At 72.2% G+C, this 18808-nt stretch carries 20 protein-coding genes; 14 read left to right on the top strand and 6 right to left on the bottom strand.

The genetic code is table 11. The features are described from left to right. Positions 1-170 precede the first annotated feature (170 nt). Positions 171-1499 (bottom strand): PTS transporter subunit EIIC, encoded by a 1329-nt coding sequence (locus tag ABD999_RS18695; protein ID WP_271276700.1) that lies wholly within the window; start codon positions 1497-1499, stop codon positions 171-173. Positions 1500-1523: 24 nt separating this feature from the next. After that, entirely contained in the window at positions 1524-2264 is a 741-nt protein-coding gene (locus tag ABD999_RS18690; protein ID WP_271276701.1) for a GntR family transcriptional regulator, read from the bottom strand. Positions 2265-2400: 136 nt separating this feature from the next. Here ABD999_RS18690 and ABD999_RS18685 point away from each other — a divergent pair, with 136 nt between their 5' ends. The 9 genes from ABD999_RS18685 to ABD999_RS18645 all read left to right on the top strand — a co-directional run bounded on the left by ABD999_RS18685 (position 2401) and on the right by ABD999_RS18645 (position 8545). Further along, entirely contained in the window at positions 2401-3423 is a 1023-nt protein-coding gene (locus tag ABD999_RS18685; RefSeq protein WP_378525255.1) for an SIS domain-containing protein, read from the top strand. 50 nt (positions 3424-3473) lie between these two features. Next, complete coding sequence (locus ABD999_RS18680) at positions 3474-3710, top strand: PTS sugar transporter subunit IIB (protein WP_148034210.1); 237 nt, start codon at positions 3474-3476, stop codon at positions 3708-3710. 11 nt (positions 3711-3721) lie between these two features. Further along, positions 3722-4168, top strand: coding sequence for a PTS sugar transporter subunit IIA (locus ABD999_RS18675; RefSeq protein ID WP_148034209.1), 447 nt, complete (start codon positions 3722-3724; stop codon positions 4166-4168). Positions 4169-4215: 47 nt separating this feature from the next. Beyond that, positions 4216-4476, top strand: coding sequence for an HPr family phosphocarrier protein (locus ABD999_RS18670; protein ID WP_148034208.1), 261 nt, complete (start codon positions 4216-4218; stop codon positions 4474-4476). 69 nt (positions 4477-4545) lie between these two features. Beyond that, positions 4546-5868: a beta-N-acetylhexosaminidase gene (gene nagZ, locus ABD999_RS18665; RefSeq protein ID WP_271276703.1), complete on the top strand. Its 1323-nt coding sequence runs from the start codon at positions 4546-4548 to the stop codon at positions 5866-5868. Between the two features lie 54 nt (positions 5869-5922). After that, positions 5923-6570: an HAD family hydrolase gene (locus ABD999_RS18660; protein ID WP_271276704.1), complete on the top strand. Its 648-nt coding sequence runs from the start codon at positions 5923-5925 to the stop codon at positions 6568-6570. Between the two features lie 31 nt (positions 6571-6601). Further along, positions 6602-7126 carry a DUF6912 family protein gene (locus tag ABD999_RS18655; protein ID WP_148034206.1) on the top strand — a complete coding sequence of 175 codons (525 nt, stop codon included), beginning with the start codon at positions 6602-6604 and terminating at the stop codon, positions 7124-7126. 1 nt (position 7127) lies between these two features. Next, positions 7128-7754 carry an HAD family hydrolase gene (locus tag ABD999_RS18650; protein ID WP_148034205.1) on the top strand — a complete coding sequence of 209 codons (627 nt, stop codon included), beginning with the start codon at positions 7128-7130 and terminating at the stop codon, positions 7752-7754. Between the two features lie 83 nt (positions 7755-7837). After that, complete coding sequence (locus ABD999_RS18645; RefSeq protein ID WP_271276714.1) at positions 7838-8545, top strand: HAD family hydrolase; 708 nt, start codon at positions 7838-7840, stop codon at positions 8543-8545. Between the two features lie 37 nt (positions 8546-8582). Here the strand turns inward: ABD999_RS18645 and ABD999_RS18640 are convergent, their stop codons facing one another. Further along, on the bottom strand, positions 8583-10169 hold the full coding sequence (locus ABD999_RS18640) for a penicillin-binding transpeptidase domain-containing protein (RefSeq protein WP_271276705.1): 1587 nt from the start codon (positions 10167-10169) through the stop codon (positions 8583-8585). A 107-nt stretch (positions 10170-10276) separates the two neighbouring features. On the opposite strand from ABD999_RS18640, the gene ABD999_RS18635 reads away from it, so the two are divergent. From ABD999_RS18635 to ABD999_RS18625, 3 genes are read left to right on the top strand one after another with little or no spacing between them, the layout of a single operon-like run. Then, positions 10277-11194 carry a LysR family transcriptional regulator gene (locus ABD999_RS18635; RefSeq protein WP_219543552.1) on the top strand — a complete coding sequence of 306 codons (918 nt, stop codon included), beginning with the start codon at positions 10277-10279 and terminating at the stop codon, positions 11192-11194. Continuing rightward, positions 11191-12048, top strand: coding sequence for a serine hydrolase (locus tag ABD999_RS18630; RefSeq protein WP_148034202.1), 858 nt, complete (start codon positions 11191-11193; stop codon positions 12046-12048). The genes ABD999_RS18635 and ABD999_RS18630 overlap by 4 nt, the downstream gene beginning before the upstream one ends. Before the next feature lie 58 nt (positions 12049-12106). Further along, positions 12107-14068 carry an acetoacetate--CoA ligase gene (locus tag ABD999_RS18625; RefSeq protein ID WP_271276706.1) on the top strand — a complete coding sequence of 654 codons (1962 nt, stop codon included), beginning with the start codon at positions 12107-12109 and terminating at the stop codon, positions 14066-14068. Here ABD999_RS18625 and ABD999_RS18620 read toward each other — a convergent pair. Next, positions 14058-14615, bottom strand: coding sequence for an NADPH-dependent FMN reductase (locus tag ABD999_RS18620; protein ID WP_219543550.1), 558 nt, complete (start codon positions 14613-14615; stop codon positions 14058-14060). The genes ABD999_RS18625 and ABD999_RS18620 overlap by 11 nt on opposite strands. 10 nt (positions 14616-14625) lie before the next feature. After that, positions 14626-15522: an NADP-dependent oxidoreductase gene (locus tag ABD999_RS18615; protein ID WP_271276707.1), complete on the bottom strand. Its 897-nt coding sequence runs from the start codon at positions 15520-15522 to the stop codon at positions 14626-14628. 105 nt (positions 15523-15627) lie between these two features. On the opposite strand from ABD999_RS18615, the gene ABD999_RS18610 reads away from it, so the two are divergent. Next, positions 15628-16575 carry an AraC family transcriptional regulator gene (locus tag ABD999_RS18610; RefSeq protein WP_148034199.1) on the top strand — a complete coding sequence of 316 codons (948 nt, stop codon included), beginning with the start codon at positions 15628-15630 and terminating at the stop codon, positions 16573-16575. Between the two features lie 108 nt (positions 16576-16683). Next, positions 16684-17313: a GNAT family N-acetyltransferase gene (locus tag ABD999_RS18605; protein ID WP_271276708.1), complete on the top strand. Its 630-nt coding sequence runs from the start codon at positions 16684-16686 to the stop codon at positions 17311-17313. A gap of 3 nt (positions 17314-17316) precedes the next feature. Here ABD999_RS18605 and ABD999_RS18600 read toward each other — a convergent pair whose 3' ends face one another. Next, a complete protein-coding gene (locus ABD999_RS18600; protein ID WP_271276709.1) occupies positions 17317-18798 on the bottom strand; it encodes an NADH-quinone oxidoreductase subunit NuoF family protein in 1482 nt (493 codons plus the stop codon). Positions 18799-18808 lie beyond the last annotated feature (10 nt).

Raw genomic sequence — 18808 nt, 5'->3', positions numbered from 1 at the left:
GGGGGGCGTTCCTGGTGAGAGACGGTACTAAGAGGTTCCGGCCGGGCCCCGGGATACACGGCACGCCAACTTCCCCGATCCATGCCCTGGTTCGCGGAGGATCGCGAAGAAGGTCAGCGCGTGTTGGGGTGGCCGCGTCCGGGTTGCGGACCCTCGGCCACGCCGCGATGTCACGACCGAATAGGGGTGGCCTCGCCCGAGTCCACGTCCGGTTCCGGCTCCCGGCCCGGGGTCATGATGTTCAGCCGCCTGATGAGGAAGCTGAACACGACGTAGTAGACCGCCCCGTACGCCACCCCGAGCAGCAGGATGCCCGGCAGGTTCTGGGTGTTGGACTTGCTGGCGTTGAGCAGCATGTCGAGCAGCCCGGCCGAGAAGCCGAAGCCGAGCTGCCCGCCGATCAGCGTGGTCAGCGCCATGGCCAGCCCGGTGAGCACGGCGTGCACGGCCAGCAGCAGCGGCGCGACGAAGATGAACGCGAACTCGATCGGCTCGGTGATGCCGGTGACGAACGAGGCCAGCGCCGCCGACAGCATGATGCCGCCCACCGTGGCCCGCCGGTGCGGGGGCGCGGCCCGCCACATGGCCAGCGCGGCGGCCGGCAGCGCGAACATCATGACGGGGAAGAACCCGGCCATGAACTGCCCCGACTCCGGGGCGCCGCCGAAGTAGCAGTTCCAGTCGCCGCCGAGCACCCGCCCGCCCACCTCGCAGGTGGGCACCACGTGCCAGACGATCGAGTTGACGAAGTGGTGCAGCCCGAGCGGGATGAGCAGCCGGTTGATCAGCCCGTACAGGCCGGTGCCGAGCGGCCCGAGGGTGGTCAGCGCCTCCCCGGCGTGGCCGATCCACTCGCCGAGAATCGGCCACACCCAGCCGATGAGCACGCCGAGCCCGAGCGCCACGAAGGCGGTGAGAATGGGCACGAACCGCCGCCCGCCGAAGAACGCCAGCCACGACGGCAGCTTGATCCGGTGGAAGCGCTGCCAGAGCAGCGCGGTGACCAGCCCTATCAGGATGCCGCCGAGCACCTTGGTGGGGTTCTGCATGCCGTGGTTGATGATCTCGATGACGCCCTGGTCCGCGGCCTGCCGCAGGGTCACGGTCTCGCGGATGGCCGAGCCGGCGAACATCACCTTGCTCACCCGGTCGAAGACCAGGTAGCCGACCACGGCGGCGAGCGCCGTCGTGCCGTCGGACTTGCGCGCGAAGCCGATGGCCACGCCCACCGCGAACAGCAGCGGGAGGTTCTCGAACAGCGCCTCGCCGGCCGCCGCCAGCACGGCCGCGACCTCGGTCATCCAGGCGAAGCCCGCCACGTCGGCGAGCCCGCCGGGCTCGGCGCCGTTGGCGCCCAGCATGTCGGGCTGGCCGAAGCGGAGCAGCAGGGCGGCCGCGGGGAGGGCGGCGATGGGCAGCATGAGCGAGCGGCCCAGCCTCTGCAGCACGTTCATCAGGCGTGAGAACGGCGAAGGCCGGGCGGCGGTGGTCTCGTTCACCGGGTGTTCCTCCGGGTCGGGCCCTCAACCCCGTCTTGCGGGCATTTCGAGTAGGGTGCGCAGCTGGTAGCGGTCCGCCCGGTAGGTGGACACGCCCAGCTCGGCGCAGACGCCTCCGGAGAACGACCTGCGCTGGAGCAGCAGCACGGCGCCGCCGCGGGGAAGTTTGAGCAGGTCGGCGTCGCTCGGATCGGCTATCCCCCCGTCTATGGTCAGCTCGCCCGCGTCCATGACCAGCCCGTAGCGGCTCTCCAGGAGCTCGTACAGCGATCTGCCGGTCAGGTCGTGGTCGGCCAGGTCGGGGGCGAGCTTGACCGGGATGTGCGCGCGCTCGATCGACAGCGGTTCGCCGTCGGCGGTGCGCAGCCGTTCGATGAAGTGGACCTCCTCGCCAGGCTGGATGCCCAGCTCCTTGGCCAGGTGGGCGCTGGCGCGCATGGTGCGCCGGTCGAGGTCGCGCGAGCCGGGCGCCATGCCCCTGGCGCGCATGTCCTCGGTGAACGACGTGAGCTGCAGGGCCAGCTCGATCTTGGGCCGGGCGACGAACGTGCCCTTGCCCGGCACCCGGTGCAGGCGGCCCTCGGAGACAAGATGGTCGACCGCCTGCCGCACGGTCATCCGCGACAGGCCGAAGCGCTGGCAGAGCTCGCGCTCGGACGGGATCGCGGCGCCGATGCTCAGCTCGTCGCTGTCGATGAGGTCGAGCAGGATCTCGCGGAGCTGGAAGTACTTGGGCACCGGGCTGTCCGGGTCGATGTGGGCCACGGGATCCTCCCTTCGCTCGGGCCAGTCTGATGGGTTATGGTTCTCACTGGTCTAGTCCGGACTAGACCACATGTCCTGAAACAGGGTCAAGTCCGGAACGCTAACTCCCCGAGGAATGAGCCCCCAGATGACCAAGATGCGCAGCGAGATCGCCGAGCAGCCCGAGGCGCTGCGGGCCACGATCGACTCCCTGCTGCCCAGGATCGACGAGGTGCGGGCGCTGGGTGAGCGGACCCGGCAGTTGTTGTTCGTCGCACGTGGCACCTCCGACAACGCCGCAGTCTACGGCCGCTATCTGGTGGAATCCCACGCCGGGCGGCTGTCCGCGCTCGCCGCGCCGTCCATCGCCACCACCTACCGCCGCAAGCTCGACCTGGAGGGCGTGCTGGCCGTCGCGATCTCCCAGTCGGGCCGTACGGAAGAGATCGTGGAGACGCTGGCCTGGGCCAAGGACTGCGGGGCCGCCACCGTCGGGGTCACCAACGGCGGCCCGGACAGCCCGCTCGCCCAGGCCGCCGACCTGGCGCTGTGCACGGTCGCGGGGACGGAGGAGGCGGTTCCCGCCACCAAGACCTACACCACCCAGCTCGCCGCGCTGGCCGTGCTGGCGATCGGGCTCGGCGCCGACGTGGACCGGGCCGACCTGCTGCGGGTGCCCGAGGCCGTGGAGAAGCTGATCGCCGAGCCCGGTGACGTGGACGCCGTCGTGGACGGGCTCGCGGACAAGCACGGCGTGGTCGTCTCCGGCCGCGGCCTGGCCTTCTCCACCGCGCTGGAGACCGCGCTGAAGCTCAAGGAGGCGTGCTACCTGCACGCCATGGGCCTGTCGTACGCCGACCTGCTGCACGGCCCGATCGCCGTGGTCGACCACGCCACCCCGGCGCTGCTCGTCGCCGCCGAGAGCGGCCCCACGCTGCAGGGCACGGTGGCGCTGGCCGAGCGGGTCGTCTCGGCGGGCGCGGCGGCGTACACGATCGGCGGCGGCAGGGCGCTCGCCGCGGCCGGCACGGCCGCGATGAACGGCCCCGACCTGCCCGAATGGGTGGCCCCGATGGGCCTCATCGTGCCGGGGCAGCTGCTCACCGAGGCGCTCGCCCGGCGGCTGGGCATCGACCCTGACGCGCCGCGCGGCCTGAACAAGGTCACCCAGACCGACTGAACCCGGCGCCTGAGTAGCCTGGTCGCACAGCCACGGACGAGGAGGGCCTGATGGCGGCGGACGTGAACGCGCTCATCGCCGGCCTGGGCGGAGCCGGCAACATCATCGACATCGAACCCTGCATCACCCGCCTGCGCACGGAGGTGCACGACACGTCCAAGGTCGACCAGGCCGCGCTCAGGGCCGCGGGCGCCCACGGCGTGATGGCGGCGGGCAACGTGATCCAGGTCGTCGTCGGCCCGGAGGCGGACACCATCGCGAGCGACATCGAGGACATCATCGGCTAGAGGGCGGGGCCATGACGACTGTTCTCGCCCCGGTGGAGGGCGCGGCGGTGGGGCTGGCCGCCGTGCCCGACCCGGTGTTCTCGGCCGGCATGGTGGGGCCGGGGACGGCGATCGACCCCAGCAGGGGGCCGGGCGAGGCAGTCGCCCCCATCACTGGAAAAATCATGAAACTGCATCCGCACGCGTACGTCATCGTGGGCGATGACGGCAGGGGCGTGCTGGTGCATCTGGGCATCGACACGGTGCAGCTCAAGGGGAGGGGGTTCCGGTTGCTCGCGGCGGAAGGCGACCGGGTGAGCGCCGGCCAGCCCGTCGTGGCCTGGGATCCCACCGAGATCGAGGCGGGCGGGCGCTCACCTGTCTGCCCCGTGGTGGCGCTGGACGCGCTCGACTCGGCGGTGACGGCTCTGGCCGAAGGCACGGTACGGGCCGGCGACGAGCTGTTCCAATGGACGTGACGCGACAGGGGTCCGGCTGGTCCGGACCGGAGAAGAAGGAGGAGCCCATGGGCGAACGGAAGGCGACCGTGGCCGCGGAGGTGGGGTTGCATGCCCGCCCGGCGGCCACGTTCGTGCAGATGGCGATGAAGGCACCGATGGACGTCACGGTGGCGCGGTCGTCGGGCGGCGATCCGATCAACGGCAAGAGCATCCTGCAGATCATGGCGCTCGACGTCCGCAAGGGCGAAGAGATCGTCATCAGGGCGGAGGGCGACGGGTCGGAGGAGATCCTCGACCGGCTCGCGGACATCGCCTCGACCCCCTGACCCCCGTCCCTGGCGGTCCTGTGGAAAAAGGGGACGGCGCATCCGCCGGTCATGGATAGCGTGGGATCCATGTTGCGACGGATCGGTACGGCGAGTCTCCTGGCGGTGGCACTCACGGCATGCGGCGGCGGGGCGGCGGACGTCGCCCCCGCCGCGAAGCCGCCCGCGTCCGAGGCGAGTCCCGCCACCGAAGCCGCCGGCCGGCCCGCCGAGCCCACCGCCACCGAGCCCACCGCCACCGGGTCCAGAGCCGCCCCGGCCGCCGACCCCGTCAAGCGGGCGCTGGCCGGGATGAGCGTGCGGGAGAAGGTCGGCCAGCTGTTCATGCCGGTCGTCTACGGCACCGCCGCCGACACCGTCTCCGGCGAGAACCAGGCCCGCTACGGCGCCCAGACCCCGGAGAAGGTCGTCGCCAAATACCACCTGGGCGGCGTCATCCTGTTCCCGGCCAACGTCAAGAGCGTCGGCCAGGTGGTCGGGCTGACCAACGGGCTGCAGAAGTCCACCGACCTCCCGCTGCTGATCGGCACCGACCAGGAGAACGGCCTGGTGTCGCGGATGTCCGCGGTGATGACCCGCTTCCCCGGCGCCGCCAGGATCGGCGCCACCGGCAAGCCCTCGGTGGCGCGGGAGGTGGCCCAGGCCACCGGCGAGGAGCTGCGGGCTCTCGGCGTCAACCTCGACTTCGCGCCGGTGGCCGACGTCAACATCGATCCGAAGAACCCGGTGATCGGCGAGCGCGCGTACGGGAACCGGCCCGGCGAGGTGGCCAAGATGGTCGGCGCCGCCGTCAAGGGCTTCGAGGCCGCCGGGGTGGCCGCCACCGCCAAGCACTTCCCCGGCCACGGCGACACCCGCATCGACAGCCACACCGGCCTGCCGGTGATCAAGCACACCAGGGCCCAGTGGGAGCGCCTGGACGCGCCGCCGTTCAAGGCCGCCATCGCCGCCGGGGTCGACGCGATCATGACCGCGCACATCGTGTTCCCCAAGCTGGACCCGTCGGGCGACCCGGCCACGCTGTCCAAGCCGATCCTGACCGGGCTGCTGAGGAAGGAGCTCGGCTTCAAGGGCGTCATCTCCACCGACGCGCTCAACATGGCCGGAGCCCGGGTGAAGTACGACGACGGCGAGGTCGCGGTCCGCGCCGTGCTGGCCGGCGCCGACCTGCTGCTGATGCCGAACGACCTGCCGAAGCAGTATCAGGCGGTGCTGAAGGCGGTCGAGTCGGGCCGCGTCTCCAAGGCCCGGCTGGACGAGTCGGTCACCAGGCTCCTCACGCTCAAGAAGGAGCGCGGCCTGCTCGGCGAGCCGCCCGTCGTCTCGGCGGAGAAGGCGGCCGAGGTGGTGCGCTCGGCCGAGCACCGCAGGCTGGCCGCCCGCGTGCGCTGACGGCGGCGCCGGACCCTTTACTCTTTAACCTGATTTCCGTGAGGAGGAGGCAGTGTGGTCACCGGGGTGCTGATCGACTGGGGTGGTGTGCTGACCACCAGCATGGCCGACTCCATCGCCAAGTGGATCGACGCCGACCGCATCGACGGTGAGCACTACCGTGCGGTCATGCGCGAGCTGGTCGAGGTCGCCTACAGCGGGGAGGACGAGGAGAACGCGATCCACGCCCTGGAGCGCGGTGAGCTCGACGGGGCCGCCTTCGAGCGCGACCTGGCGGCCCGCCTGCTGACGCTCGACGGCATGCCGCCCGTGGCCGAGGGCCTGCTGACGCGCATGTTCGCCGGGTTCGAACGGGCCGAGGCCATGTACGACATGCTGCGCGAGGTGCGCGGGCACGGCGTCAAGACGTGCCTGCTGTCCAACTCCTGGTCCAACACCTACGAGCGCGACGGCTGGGACGAGGTCTTCGACGCGGTCGTCATCTCCGGCGAGGTGGGCATGCGCAAGCCCGAGCCGCGCATCTTCCACCACGCGCTGGACCTGATCGGGCAGCCGGGCGAGTCGTGCGTGTTCATCGACGACATCGAGGCCAACATCGTGGCCGCCCGCGCGCTCGGCATCGCCGGCATCCACCACCGCGAACCGGACACCACCATCCTGGAACTCGAGTCTCTCCTCCGGCTCCCGCTGCGGCGGGCATGATGGTGCCCGTGCAAGCTGCGAAAGGTTCCTGATGCGCGTCTACCTGCCGTGCACCCTGCCGGCGCTGGCCAGGGCCGTCGAGACCGGTGAGCTCGGCCCCGCCCCGCTGACCGGCTACGCGGTGACGCCCGCGCTGGTCGAGTGGTACGCCTCGGGCGACACCGAGGAGCTCGAGTACGTCGCCCTCACCGAGGCCGCCCGCGCCTCGCTGCGCATGCTCGCCGCCGATCTGGCCGACGGCGTGCACGCCGCGCCCCGCCGCGTCGTGGTGGCCGCCGAGGTGGCCGACGGCGCCATCCAGGCGAACGCCGACGTGGAGGAGAAGGGCAGGGTACGGGTCGCCGAGCCGGTCCCGCTGGCCAAGGTGGCGGCCGTGCACGTCGACGACGAGTACGCGGTCGCCGACGTCAAGGCGGCCGTCGCCGCGCTCCCCGACGCCGACGGGGGCGACGACGACGCCCGGTTCGTCGTCGACGGCGCCGAGGCCCACGAGCTGATGTGGTACGCGACGCAGGAGATCCCCGACCTCCTGACCCTCGACCAGGCAGGCGGGTGACATGACGAAGCACATCGTGTGGGACTGGAACGGCACCCTCTTCCACGACATCGACGCCGTGGTCGGAGCCACCAACGAGGTCTTCAAGGCGTACGAGCTGCCCCCGCTCACCGCCGACGGGTTCCGCGCCGTCTACACCAGGCCCATCTGGGTCGCGTACGAGCGCATGCTGGGCAGGCCGCTGACCGAGGGGGAGTGGGAGCTGCTCGACGACGGCTTCCACGACGCCTACTACCGCCTGAGCGGCGTCTGCGGGCTGGCCGCCGACGCCGAGGTGACGCTGACCACGTGGACGGGCACGCAGTCGCTCTGCTCCATGGCGCCGCACTCCCATCTCGTGCCGAAGGTCGACTCGTTCGGCATCACCCGCCACTTCAACCGGGTCGACGGGCTGCTCGGCGTGACGGGCGGGGAGAAGGCGGCCCACATGGAGGCCCACATCGCCTCGGTCGGCGTGCGCCCGCGCGACGTGCTGGTGATCGGCGACAGCGTCGACGACGGGGTGGCGGCCCGCCATGTCGGCGCCCGCGCGGTGCTCTACACCGGGGGCATGTCGACCAGGGAGGAGCTGGAGTCGACCGGCTTCCCGGTCGTCGACACGCTCGCCGAGGCGCTCGACCATACCTGAAACCGGCGGAGGGCGGCCCCGGCGGCGGAGTTGGCCGTAACCTGGCAAGGGTTCGCTTTCAGGAGGCTGCCATCAACCGCTTGGTGCTGTGGAACGTCGACCTCACGCTGGTCGACGTGGCGATCGTGACCAGAGACGCCTACGCCGAGGCGTTCCGCGCCGTGACCGGGCGGCCGCTGGTCAAGCTGGTGCCGCCGATGGGCCGGCCCGACTCCGAGATCATCTTCGAGACACTGGCCGTCAACGGCGTCGTCGCCGACGACGACCACCTGCCGCGCTTCCTCGACGCGCTGTCCGCGGCCTTCGCCGACCGGCGCAAGCGGCTGGCCAAGGAGGGCCGGATGATGGCCGGGGCCAAGGACGCGCTCAGGTCCGTGGCCCGGCTCGACGGCGCGATCCAGGCCGTGCTGACCGGCACGATCAAGAGCAACGCGGTGCTCAAGCTCAGGGCGTTCGGGCTCGACAAGTACGTCGACTTCGAGCTCGGCGGCTACGGCGAGGAGCCCTACCCGAAGGCGAGCCTGCTGCAGGTCGCCCAGGGCCGGGCCAAGGAGCGCCTGGGCGTCCCGTTCACCTCGGCCAACACGGTGATGATCGGCGACTCGGCGCGTGACGTGCAGGCGGCCCGCATCGGCGGGGCCGGGATGGTCGCGGTGGCCTCGGGGCGCGCGACGGCGGCCGAGCTGCGCGAGGCGGGGGCCGACATCGTGCTGCCCGACCTGTCGAACGCCGCCGAGGTGGTGGCGGCGGTCGCCGCGCTGACCAGCCCGATGGACCGCAAGGCGGGCTGATCAGGGCGACCAGGCCGGTTCCGAAGGCGCGGGATGATCAGCTCAGCTCGCGCAGGAAGCGGGCCGCGACCGGGGCCGCCACCGCGGAGCCCGCGCCCCCGCCTTCCACCACGACGGCGAAGGCCAGGTCGCCCCGGTAGCCGATGAACCACGCGTGCGAGGGCGGCTCCTTGCCCGAGCCGTACTCGGCGGTGCCGGTCTTGCCCGCGGTACCGGGCGGGAAGCGTACGGCGTGCGCGGTGCCGTCGGTGACGACGGCGGGCATGAGGTCGCGCAGCGCGGCCACCACGTCGTCCTCCAGCGGCCGCGGCCGCAGCGTGCGGTCGGGCACCGCCTCCTCGGCCACGAGCCGGGGCGGGCGCCAGGCGCCGTCGGCGATCGCGGCGGCCACCGACGCCATGTTGAGCGGGCTGGCCAGCACCCTGCCCTGCCCGATGGAGGCCGAGGCGAGGTCGGTGGCGTCCTTCGGGGCGGGGAAGTCGGCCTTGACCGCCGGCACCCCCGGGGTGATCTTCTCGCCGAAGCCGAAGCTCCGGGCCACCTCCGCCAGGCGCTCGGCGCCCAGGCCCGACACCGTCATGTCGCCGAACGTCGTGTTGCACGAGTGCGCGAACGCGTCACGGAACGACAGCGTGCCGAAGTCCTTGAACCCGGCGTTGTGGAACGGGAAGCCGCCGATGTTCTGCTCGGCCGGGCAGGACACGTCCGCGTCCGGCTCGGCCCCGCCGGCGACCAGCGCGGCGGCGGTCACCACCTTGAACGTCGAGCCCGGCGGGTACTTGCCGAGCAGCGCCCGGTTGAACCCGCCGGGCTTGTTCACCGCGGCCAGGATCTCCCCGGTGGAGGGCCGCAGCGCCACCAGCGCGGCCGGCTTGTCCACGTCCTCCAGCGCCGCGGCGCCGGCCGCGTGCACCTTCAGGTCGACCGTGATGCGCACGGGCTCCTTCTCCCGCGTTCCCGACAGGGTCTTGACCGGCTTGCCGCCCTCGTACAGCCGCACAAGGTTGCTCTTGGTCTCGGCGAACCGGTCGGGGTAGGTCTCGCGCAGCCCCGCGACGAGCTGCTGCACCGAGCCGGGGGAGCCGGGGGCGTCGACCCGGGTGCCGTCGGCGGCGAGTACCGGGGTGGCCTCGTCCTCGACCCGGATGAGCCTGATCGACCGGTTCCCGGTCAGCTCGGGGTGGAGCGCGGCCGGGCTCCAGTCGATCTTCCAGGTGCGGTCCCGCTCGACGACCTTGAGCTCCCCGCCGTACCTCCAGTCGCCCGCGCCCTGCACGGCGGCGGTGAAGCTGACCGAGCCGGTGTCCTCGGCGCTCGCGGCGAAGACGCCGTTGGGCACGTGCCGTCGCAGCGTGATGTGCTCGGCCTTCAGGTCGGCGAGGAAGCGGCGGTGGCGGCGTTCGAAGTCGGCGGGCGGGTCGGCGACCAGCTCCCGCATCGCCGCGTAGTCGCCCCCGCTCCACGCCGTCAGGTAGGCGTCGGCCACCTCTTCCGGCGAGCCCGTGGTGCGCAGCGCCCATACGGTCCCCGCGGCGACCACCGGCACCATGATCGCGGCCCCGATCCACGGCCACCTGCGTCTCCTGCGCCGGGGAGCGGCCTCCGGCTGCAGATATGCGTACATTTCCCCCATTTGCGAAGCCATGCGACGAGGACAGCAGAGCCCGACACAGCCTGTCCAATACTGATATATGGCCCTCATCGATATAAATCTAGATATAGTGGCTGGCCATGGACCTGGTCCGCCACCTCCGCTACTTCACCGTCGTCGCGGAGGAGCTCCACTTCGGCAACGCCGCGATCCGGCTCGGCATGGCCCAGCCGCCCCTCAGCCAGCGCATCAAGCGCCTGGAGGAGGAGCTGGGCGTGCGGCTGTTCGACAGGGGCGGACGCCAGGTCCGGCTCACCGAGGCGGGCAGGCTGCTGCTCGGCGAGGCGAGGGAGATCGTGGCCAGGGTCGACCGGCTGCACGAGCTGGCCCGCCACGGCGAGGGCGCCGTGCTGAAGGTCGGCGTGCCGCCCGACCTGGCCGCCGCCGCGATCGCCGCCCTGGTCGAGGGCTTCCGCGAGACCAGTCCGGGCGTACGGCTCGCGCCGGCGGAGATCTGGACGGCCGACCAGGTGACGGCGCTGGCCGGCGGCACGATCGACGTGGGCCTGGTGCGCCACCCGGTGAACGCCCCCGGGCTCGGCTTCGGCCCGCTGCTGGTGCAGCCGCAGGGCGTGCTGCTGGCCGAAAGCGACCCGCTGGCCCGCGCGGGCGAGCTGCACCTGGCCGACCTCGGCGGGCGCGAGCTGCTGATGCCGCCCAGAGAGGGGGAGCCCGGCATGCACGCCGAGACGCTGGCCGAGTGCCGCCGCCACGGCTACGTGCCCGGCCAGGTCCACCAGGGCGCCGGGCTGGGGTTGGTGCTGGCCGGGATGGCGGTGGCGTTCGCGCCCAGGGCGGAGGTGCCGGGCCTGGCCTGGCGGCCGCTGCTAGGCTCCCCCATCGCCTATAAGGTCTCCACGGCCTGGCGGGCGGAGACGGAGGCGGTCAAGGGCTTCTCCGCGCTGGCCGTACGGATTCTGAAGGAGCGGGCCGGGATGACGGACGAGGCGGCGGCCCCCGTGCGGCGGGTCAGCCGGAGGCCGGGGATGCTGGCATGACCGGGCCGGCGTTCGCGGAGCTGTTCCGGGTGGCGGGCGTGACCGGCTGGCTGTTCGCCGCCGACCTCGACTCCGGGCGGGAGGTCGGCCACGACCCCGACGAGTGGCTGCCGATGGCCTCGATGTTCAAGGTGGCGCTGATGGTCGAGCTCTGCCGGCAGGCCGACGCCGGGCTGCTCGACCTGACCGGCCGGGTGACCGTCACCGCCGCCGACCGGGCCGCCGGCCCCACGGGCCTGTCGGCCATGCACGACGACGTCACCATGTCGCTGCGGGACCTCGCCTACCTGATGATCGCGGTGAGCGACAACACCGCCGCCGACGCGCTGCTGTCCAGGGTCGGCATGGACGCGGTCAACGCCATGCTGGAAGGGTTCGGGTTCGAGGCCACCCGCGTGCTGATGACCGCGGGGGAGACCAACGGGAGCATGGCGGTCGACACCGGGCACGGCTGGCCGTACCTCGACCCGGAGGACCTGGCCAGGATGCGGGCGCTCGACCCCGCCCGCACCAACCGCAGCACCCCGCGCGAGCTGGCCCGCCTGTTCGGGCTGATCTGGCACGACGAGGCCGCCTCGCCCGAGTCCTGCGCGTGGATGCGCACCGTGCTCAACCTCCAGGTCTGGCCGCACCGGCTGGCCGCCGGCTTCCCGTACGACGACGTGGCGGTCAGCGGGAAGACCGGCACGCTGCCGACGATGCGCGGCGAGGCGGGCGTGGTCGAGTATCCCGACGGCGGCCGCTACGCCGTGGCGGTCATCACCCGCGCCTTCAGCGCCGCACTCAACCATCCGCGCGCCGACGCGGTGATCGGCACGGCCGCGCGTATGGCGGTGGACCACCTGAGGCGCTAGCAAGTTATGTGGGAACGCGGGTATGAATCCCGCCCGGCCTGCCGACAGGATGGGGCACATGGTTGCTGAAGGTGCACTTCTCTGGGAACCGACCGACGAGATCGTGGCCCGCGCCGAGCTGACACGCTATCTGGCGTGGCTGGGCCGCCCCGGCGAGGCGTACGAGGACGTGTGGCAGTGGTCGGTCGACCACCCGGCGGAGTTCTGGTCGTCGATCTGGGACTACTTCCAGGTGGTCGGAGAGCGTGGCGACGGGCCCGTCATCTCTGGGACGATGCCCGGCACCGAATGGTTCACCGGGTCCGCCGTCAACTACGCGGAGAACGCCCTGCGGCGCACCGAGGGCACCGCGGTCGTGTTCGTCTCGGAAGACGGCGCCCGGCAGGAGATCTCGTACGCCGAGCTGCGTGACGAGGTCGCCCGGGTGCGGGCCGGCCTGGTGCGGCTCGGGGTCGGGCGCGGCGACCGGGTGGCCGGCTACCTGCCGAACATCCCGCAGGCGCTGATCGCGTTCCTGGCGACCGCGTCGCTCGGCGCGATCTGGTCGGCCGGCTCGCCCGATTTCGGGGTGCCGAGCGTGGTCGACCGGTTCACGCAGATCGAGCCCAAGGTGCTCATCGCGGTCGACGGCTACCGCTACAACGGGAAGAGCTTCGACCGCTCGGACGCGGTCAACGAGATCGCCGCCGCGCTGCCCAGCCTGCGCGCCACCGTGTGGATCCCGTACCTCGCCGCCGCCGAGGACGGGCGGCCGCCGCAGCACGCCGAGCCCGCGGGGCCGGACACCGCCGAGGTGCCGCACGGCGAGGTGATCGGCTGGGAGGGGCTGCGCGCGGTGGCGGGGCCGCTGGAGTTCGAGCGGGTGCCGTTCGGCCACCCGCTGTGGATCCTCTACTCCAGCGGCACGACCGGGCTGCCCAAGCCGATCGTGCACGGCCACGGCGGCGTCGTGCTGGAACACCTCAAGTCGCTCTCCTTCCACCAGGACCTGGGTGAGGGCGATGTGTTCTTCTGGTACACCACGACCGGCTGGATGATGTGGAACTACCTCATCGGTGCCCTGCTGGTGGGGGCCACCCCGGTGCTCTACGACGGCTCGGCCGCCCATCCGTCGCCCGCCGCGCTGTGGCGGATCGCCGCCTCCGAGAGGGTGACCTACTTCGGGGTGGGGGCGCCGTACCTCATGGCCTCGATGAAGGCCGGGGTCGTCCCCGCAGGGCTGGAGCGGCTGCGCGGGGTCGGCTCGACCGGGTCGCCGCTGCCGCCGGAGGGGTTCGCCTGGGTGAGCGAGCGGTTGCCTGGGGTGCCGATCGGGTCGTTCTCCGGCGGCACCGACGTCTGCACCGGGTTCGTCGGGGCCACCATGCTCCATCCGATCAGGGCCGGGGTCATCCCGTGCCGGTCGCTGGGGGCGAAGGTGGAGTCCTTCGACCCCAGCGGCAAGGCGGTCGTCGGCGAGGTCGGCGAGCTGGTCATCACGGCGCCGATGCCCTCGATGCCGGTCGGGTTCTGGAACGACCCCGACGGCGAGCGCTACCGGGAGAGCTACTTCGACGTCTACCCGGGCGTGTGGCGCCACGGCGACTGGATCAAGCTGAACGACGACGGCAGCTGCGTCATCTACGGCCGCTCCGACTCGACGCTGAACCGAGGCGGCGTCCGGATGGGCACCAGCGAGTTCTACCGGGTCGTGGAGCGGTTCGGCGAGGTGGCCGACAGCCTCGTCATCGACACCGGCCAGCTCGGGCAGGAAGGGCGGCTGCTGCTGTACGTGACGCTCGCCGACGGGGCCGACATGACCCCCGAGGTGGAGCGGGCGATCCGCACGGCGCTGCGCAAGGAGCTGTCGCCCCGCCACGTGCCCGACGAGATCCACGCGGTGCCCGGCATCCCGCGCACGCTGTCGGGCAAGAAGCTCGAGGTGCCGGTACGCAAGATCCTGCTCGGCACGCCCGTCGAGCAGGCGGCCAACCCCGACGCCATGGCCAACCCCGAGGTGCTGCGCTACTTCACACCCTGAGCGGGCGCAGCGCCTTCGCCCACGAGCCGACCTGGTCGAGCATGACCGTGACGCGTTCCTCCTGGTGCGGACCGGGGGCCAGCACGCTCATGTTCTCGAAGTCGGTGTAGAGCGAGAGCGTGACCTGGGCCGGCACGTCGGCGATCTTGACCTGGCCGAGCACCTGCCGCAGGTGCTCGGCCGCCCGCGCCCCGCCGTCGACGCCGTAGCTGACCAGGCCCGCGGACTTGTCGCCCCACTCGTGGAAGAGGAAGTCGATGGCGTTCTTCAGCGCCCCCGTGTACGAGTGGTTGTACTCGGGGGTGACGAACACGAAGCCGTCGAGCCCGGAGATCCGCTCCGACCACGCCTTCGTGTGTTCACGCGCGTACTGGCCCATGGCGGCGGGCACCGCCTCGTCCAGGTGCGGCAGCGCGAAGTCCTGCAGGTCGACCAGCTCGTAGTCCGCGTCGCCGCGCTTGACCGCCAGGTCGTGCACCCAGCGGGCGACGGTCTCGGCCGCCCGGCCGGGCCTGGTGCTGCCGATGACGATGCCAATCCTGATCATGAAGTGCTCCTCAGAAAGTGATGATGATCTTGCCGCGGATCTCGCCGGCCTCGGCCCTGCGGTGCAGCTCGGCCGACGCGGTGAGCGGGTGGGTCTCGGCGATCTCGACGACGAGCTCGCCCTTGTCGATCAGCGCCGCCATCTCGGCGAGCTGGCCCGGGTCGGCGCGGCTGACGAAGTGGCGGGCGTTCGGGGCCTCGACCGGTGTGGCCACGGTGATGACCAGGTCGCCGAGCGAGGCCAGCGCCGCCGCGTCCGCGGGGGCCACGGCCGCCAGGTTGAGCACCACGTCCATGCCGCCGGGCAGCGGCTCCGCCGTGTAGTCGACGATCTCGTCAGGGCCCAGCCGGGCCACCGCCTCCCGGCTGCGCGGGCTCGCCGTGGCGGTCACGGTCGCCCCCGCCCGCTTGGCGAGCTGCACGGCGAACAGGCCGATCCCGCCGCCCGCGCCGTTGACGAGCACCCGCTGCCCGGCCCGGATCCCCGCCTCCTCGTACACCGCCTGCCAGGCCGTCAGCCCGGCGACGGGGATCGCGGCGGCGTGGGCCAGCGGGATGCCCTCCGGCGCGGCCGCCAGCTCGGTCTCGGAAGCGACCGCGTACTCGGCGGCGCTCCCGCTCACCAGGCCGAACACCCGGTCGCCCGGCGACCAGCGGGTGACGCCCCGGCCGGTCTCGGCGACGGTGCCCGCCAGGTCCCAGCCCAGCGTGAGCGGCAGCGTCAGGTCGAGCACGTCCTTCAGGTAGCCCGCCCGCAGCCCCACCTCCGAAGGGTTGAACGAGGTGGCCGCCATCCGGACGAGCACCTCGCCCGGCCCGGGAGACGGTCTCGGCACGGCCTCGTAACGGATCACGCCGGCGTCGCCGTACTCATGGATGCGCGCGGCGCGCATCAGGGTCGTGGTCACGGAATCCTCCTCTGCCGCAAGCAACGGTAGGAGGGATGGGTGCGCCTTCCAATGCGTGAATGTCTGTCGTTTATACGCGATCGTCTTCCGGGCTAGACTCATCCTGTGGACGTACTCAGCGATGTGATCGCCGGCATGCGGGTCGGGCTGCCCCACTCCGTCCGCGTCGCCTGGCACGCGCCGTGGGGTCAGCGGTTCCCCGCGATGCCCGGCTCCGCCGGTTTCCAGGTGATCCTGCAAGGGTCCTGCTGGCTGCTCCCCGACTCGGGCGAGCCGATCCAGCTCCACGTCGGCGACGTGCTCTTCTTCCCGCACGGCCATGGCTACGTGCTGGCCGACTCGCCGGCCACCGAGATCGCCGACAGCCACTGCGGTCCCGACGGGGAGATCGAGCTGTTCGCCTCCGCCTCGGCGGGCGGGTCCGGCGCGGTCACGGTGACGCTCTGCGGCGGCTACCGGCTCGACCAGACGCTCGGCCACCCGATCCTGCGCGATCTGCCCGACCTGATCCACCTGCCCGCGCGCCTGGGGGAGCAGCGGGAGCTCCGTGCGGCCGTCGACCTGCTCGCCGCCGAGATCGCCGACCCGCGGCTGGGCGCGGACACCATCGTGGCGTCCCTGCTCGACACCCTGCTCCTCTACATCATGCGCGCCTACCTGGACTTCGACGTCGAGCGCTGCACGGTCGGCCGCTGGGCCGCCGCCCTGGCCGACCCCGGCATCAGCGCCGCCCTGGAGGCCGTCCACGGCGACCCCGCCCGCCCGTGGACGGTCGCCTCGCTCGCCGAGCTGGCCGGGCTCTCCCGGGCCGCCTTCGCCCGCCGCTTCGCCACGCTGGTGGGGCAGCCGCCGCTGGGCTACCTGACCTGGTGGCGGCTCGCCACCGCCGCGCGGCTGCTGCGCTCGACCGACGCGCCGCTGAGCGAGGTCGCGCGCCGCGTGGGCTACGGCTCGGAGTTCGCGTTCGCCAACGCGTTCAAGCGCGCGCACGGGGTCGCTCCGGGCAGGTACCGGCGGGAGTCCTGCCCGCTGACACCGGCCCTTGCCGAGTGAAGTCCATCATGTACGGACGATGGGCCGCTTTTCAGCGTTTCGCGGGTTTTTGACAGTCGAGAGAAAAGCGTTCGCTGACGCGGCCTTTCGGTGGAAATATACGGAACTATGCGTAGTTGGCCGTTTTTTCGACTTTCCATCACGACGCCGCGTCTCGAACTCCGCTATCCCTCACTTGAGGACCTGGACGAGCTCGCGGAACGGGCGGCCGAAGGCGTGCACGAAGCCGGCGTGATGCCGTTCCTGTTCCCCTGGTCCGAGGCGGCCCCGGCCGAACGGGCCCACAGCACGATCCAGTACCACTTCCGGCAGTGGGGCGAGCTGTCGCCGGCCAAGTGGTCGCTGGACTTCGTGGTGGTCTTCGAGGGCCGGATCGTCGGCACGCAGGCGCTGGCCGGCCGCGACTTCACGCTCCTGCGCGAGGTGTCGTCGGGGTCCTGGCTGGGCCGCCGGTTCCAGGGCATGGGCATCGGCACCGAGATGCGCGGCGCGGTGCTCCACCTGGCCTTCGCCGGCCTGGGCGCCGAGTACGCGACCACCGAGGCGTTCGAGGACAACCACTCCTCGATCGCGGTGACCAGGAAGTTCGGCTACCACGATGACGGCATCACCCTGCACAGGCGGCAGGGCAGGCCGGTCGTCTCACGCAACTTCCGCCTGCCCCGCGCCGATTGGACCCCGGTGGAGGGGATCGAGATCCACCACCTGGGCCCGTGTCTCCCGCTGCTCGGCCTGTAGCGGTCAACCCGCCTCCGCCAGCCGCAGAGCGAGCGCCGGGCACATGTCCACGGCCCGGTTCGCCTCCTTCAGCATCCAGCCGGGCACCGTCTTGAACGACGGGAACCCGTAGTCGTCCAGCGTCACGAACTCCGGCAGCAGGTGCGCGCAGAGCCCGTGCCCCTGGCAGCGGGTCCAGTCGACGTCCAGGCGGTACTCCGGCTCGTCCTCGCGCTCCGGCAGCGGCAGCACGCCGCGCACCGGCCGCCCGCAGGAGCCATGCTCCAGGTGGAGCGCGATGTCCTCCTCGAACGCGTCCAGCGACGACAGCACGAACCTGGCCGTGCCGTCCGGGTGGAAGCAGGCCCCCCGCCGCTCCACCGCGCGGACCGAGCGGCGCACCGCGTCGATCGAGCCCGTGCCGTCCGCCAGCGCCGTCAGGCCCCTGGCCACGTCGGGCAGGCCCAGCCGGCACGGGCCGCACTGCCCCGACGACTGGGCGGCGAGGTACGCGGCCACCCGGGCCGCCTCGCCGATTGGGCAGGTCGACTCGCCGAGAGGCACCACGATGCCGGCGCCCAGGCTGCCGCCCGCCTGCTTCATGCCCTCGCGCGAGACGATCGCCGACATCGCCGTGCGGGAGTCCAGCCAGGCGCCGTGGTAGCCGCCGATGAGCACGCCGTCGCCGATCTCCGACTCGCACACGTCGAGCACGTCGATCAGCCTGGTGCCCGTCGGGGCTTCCACCACCGCCGGGTTCGCGGCCCCGCCGCTCACCGTCAGCAGCACGGTCCCGGGCTCCCTGCTGGTGCCCACCTTCGCGTACTGCTCGGCGCCGAGCTCGGCCAGCACCGCGAGCTGCGCGTACGTCTCGGTGTTCGACAGCAGGGTGGGCAGGCCGTCCACGCCGCTCGTGCTGGCCCGCCGCTTCCGGCCGGGCGGCACCGGCTCCAGGCCGTTGACGGCGCGCACCAGCGCGCCGCCCTCGCCGGAGATGAACCGCTCCTGCAGGCCGACGACGCGGATCCCGATGCGGCTCTCGGCGGCGCCCGCCACGTTGGCGGCGCGCCGCTCGGCCACGGCGGCGGTGATGGACGACTCGGCCACCTCGCCCGCCACGGTGGCGACCACCACCTCGCGGGCGTTGAGCGCCTCCGCGGCCAGCACGGCGCCGTCTAGCACCAGGTGCGGGTTGCGGACGAGCAGCATCGCGTCCTTGGAGCTGGCGGGCTCCCCCTCGGCCCCGTTCACCAGGACCACGCACTCGCCCGAGCCGGCGGCGTCGGAGACCGCCCGCAGCTTGCGCGCGAACGGGAACGCCGCGCCGCCGCGCCCGCGCATGTCCACCTCCTCCACCTGGGCGATGATGTCGTCCAGCGTGCGGGGCACCTGGTCGCCGTGGAGCGTGCGATGCGCCGGCAGGTCCAGCCGCCTGGTGTGGTCGAGTCCGGCGGTGAGCCGGGCCGGTCCCAGCCGCAGCACGCGCGGCACCGAATGGGGGATCACGGCTTCTCCT

This window comes from Nonomuraea ferruginea (assembly GCF_039540635.1).
In the GTDB taxonomy this organism is placed as follows: domain Bacteria; phylum Actinomycetota; class Actinomycetes; order Streptosporangiales; family Streptosporangiaceae; genus Nonomuraea; species Nonomuraea ferruginea.
Note: the sequence above shows the minus strand (reverse complement) of the source record. Positions and strands in the feature narration are given on the sequence as shown.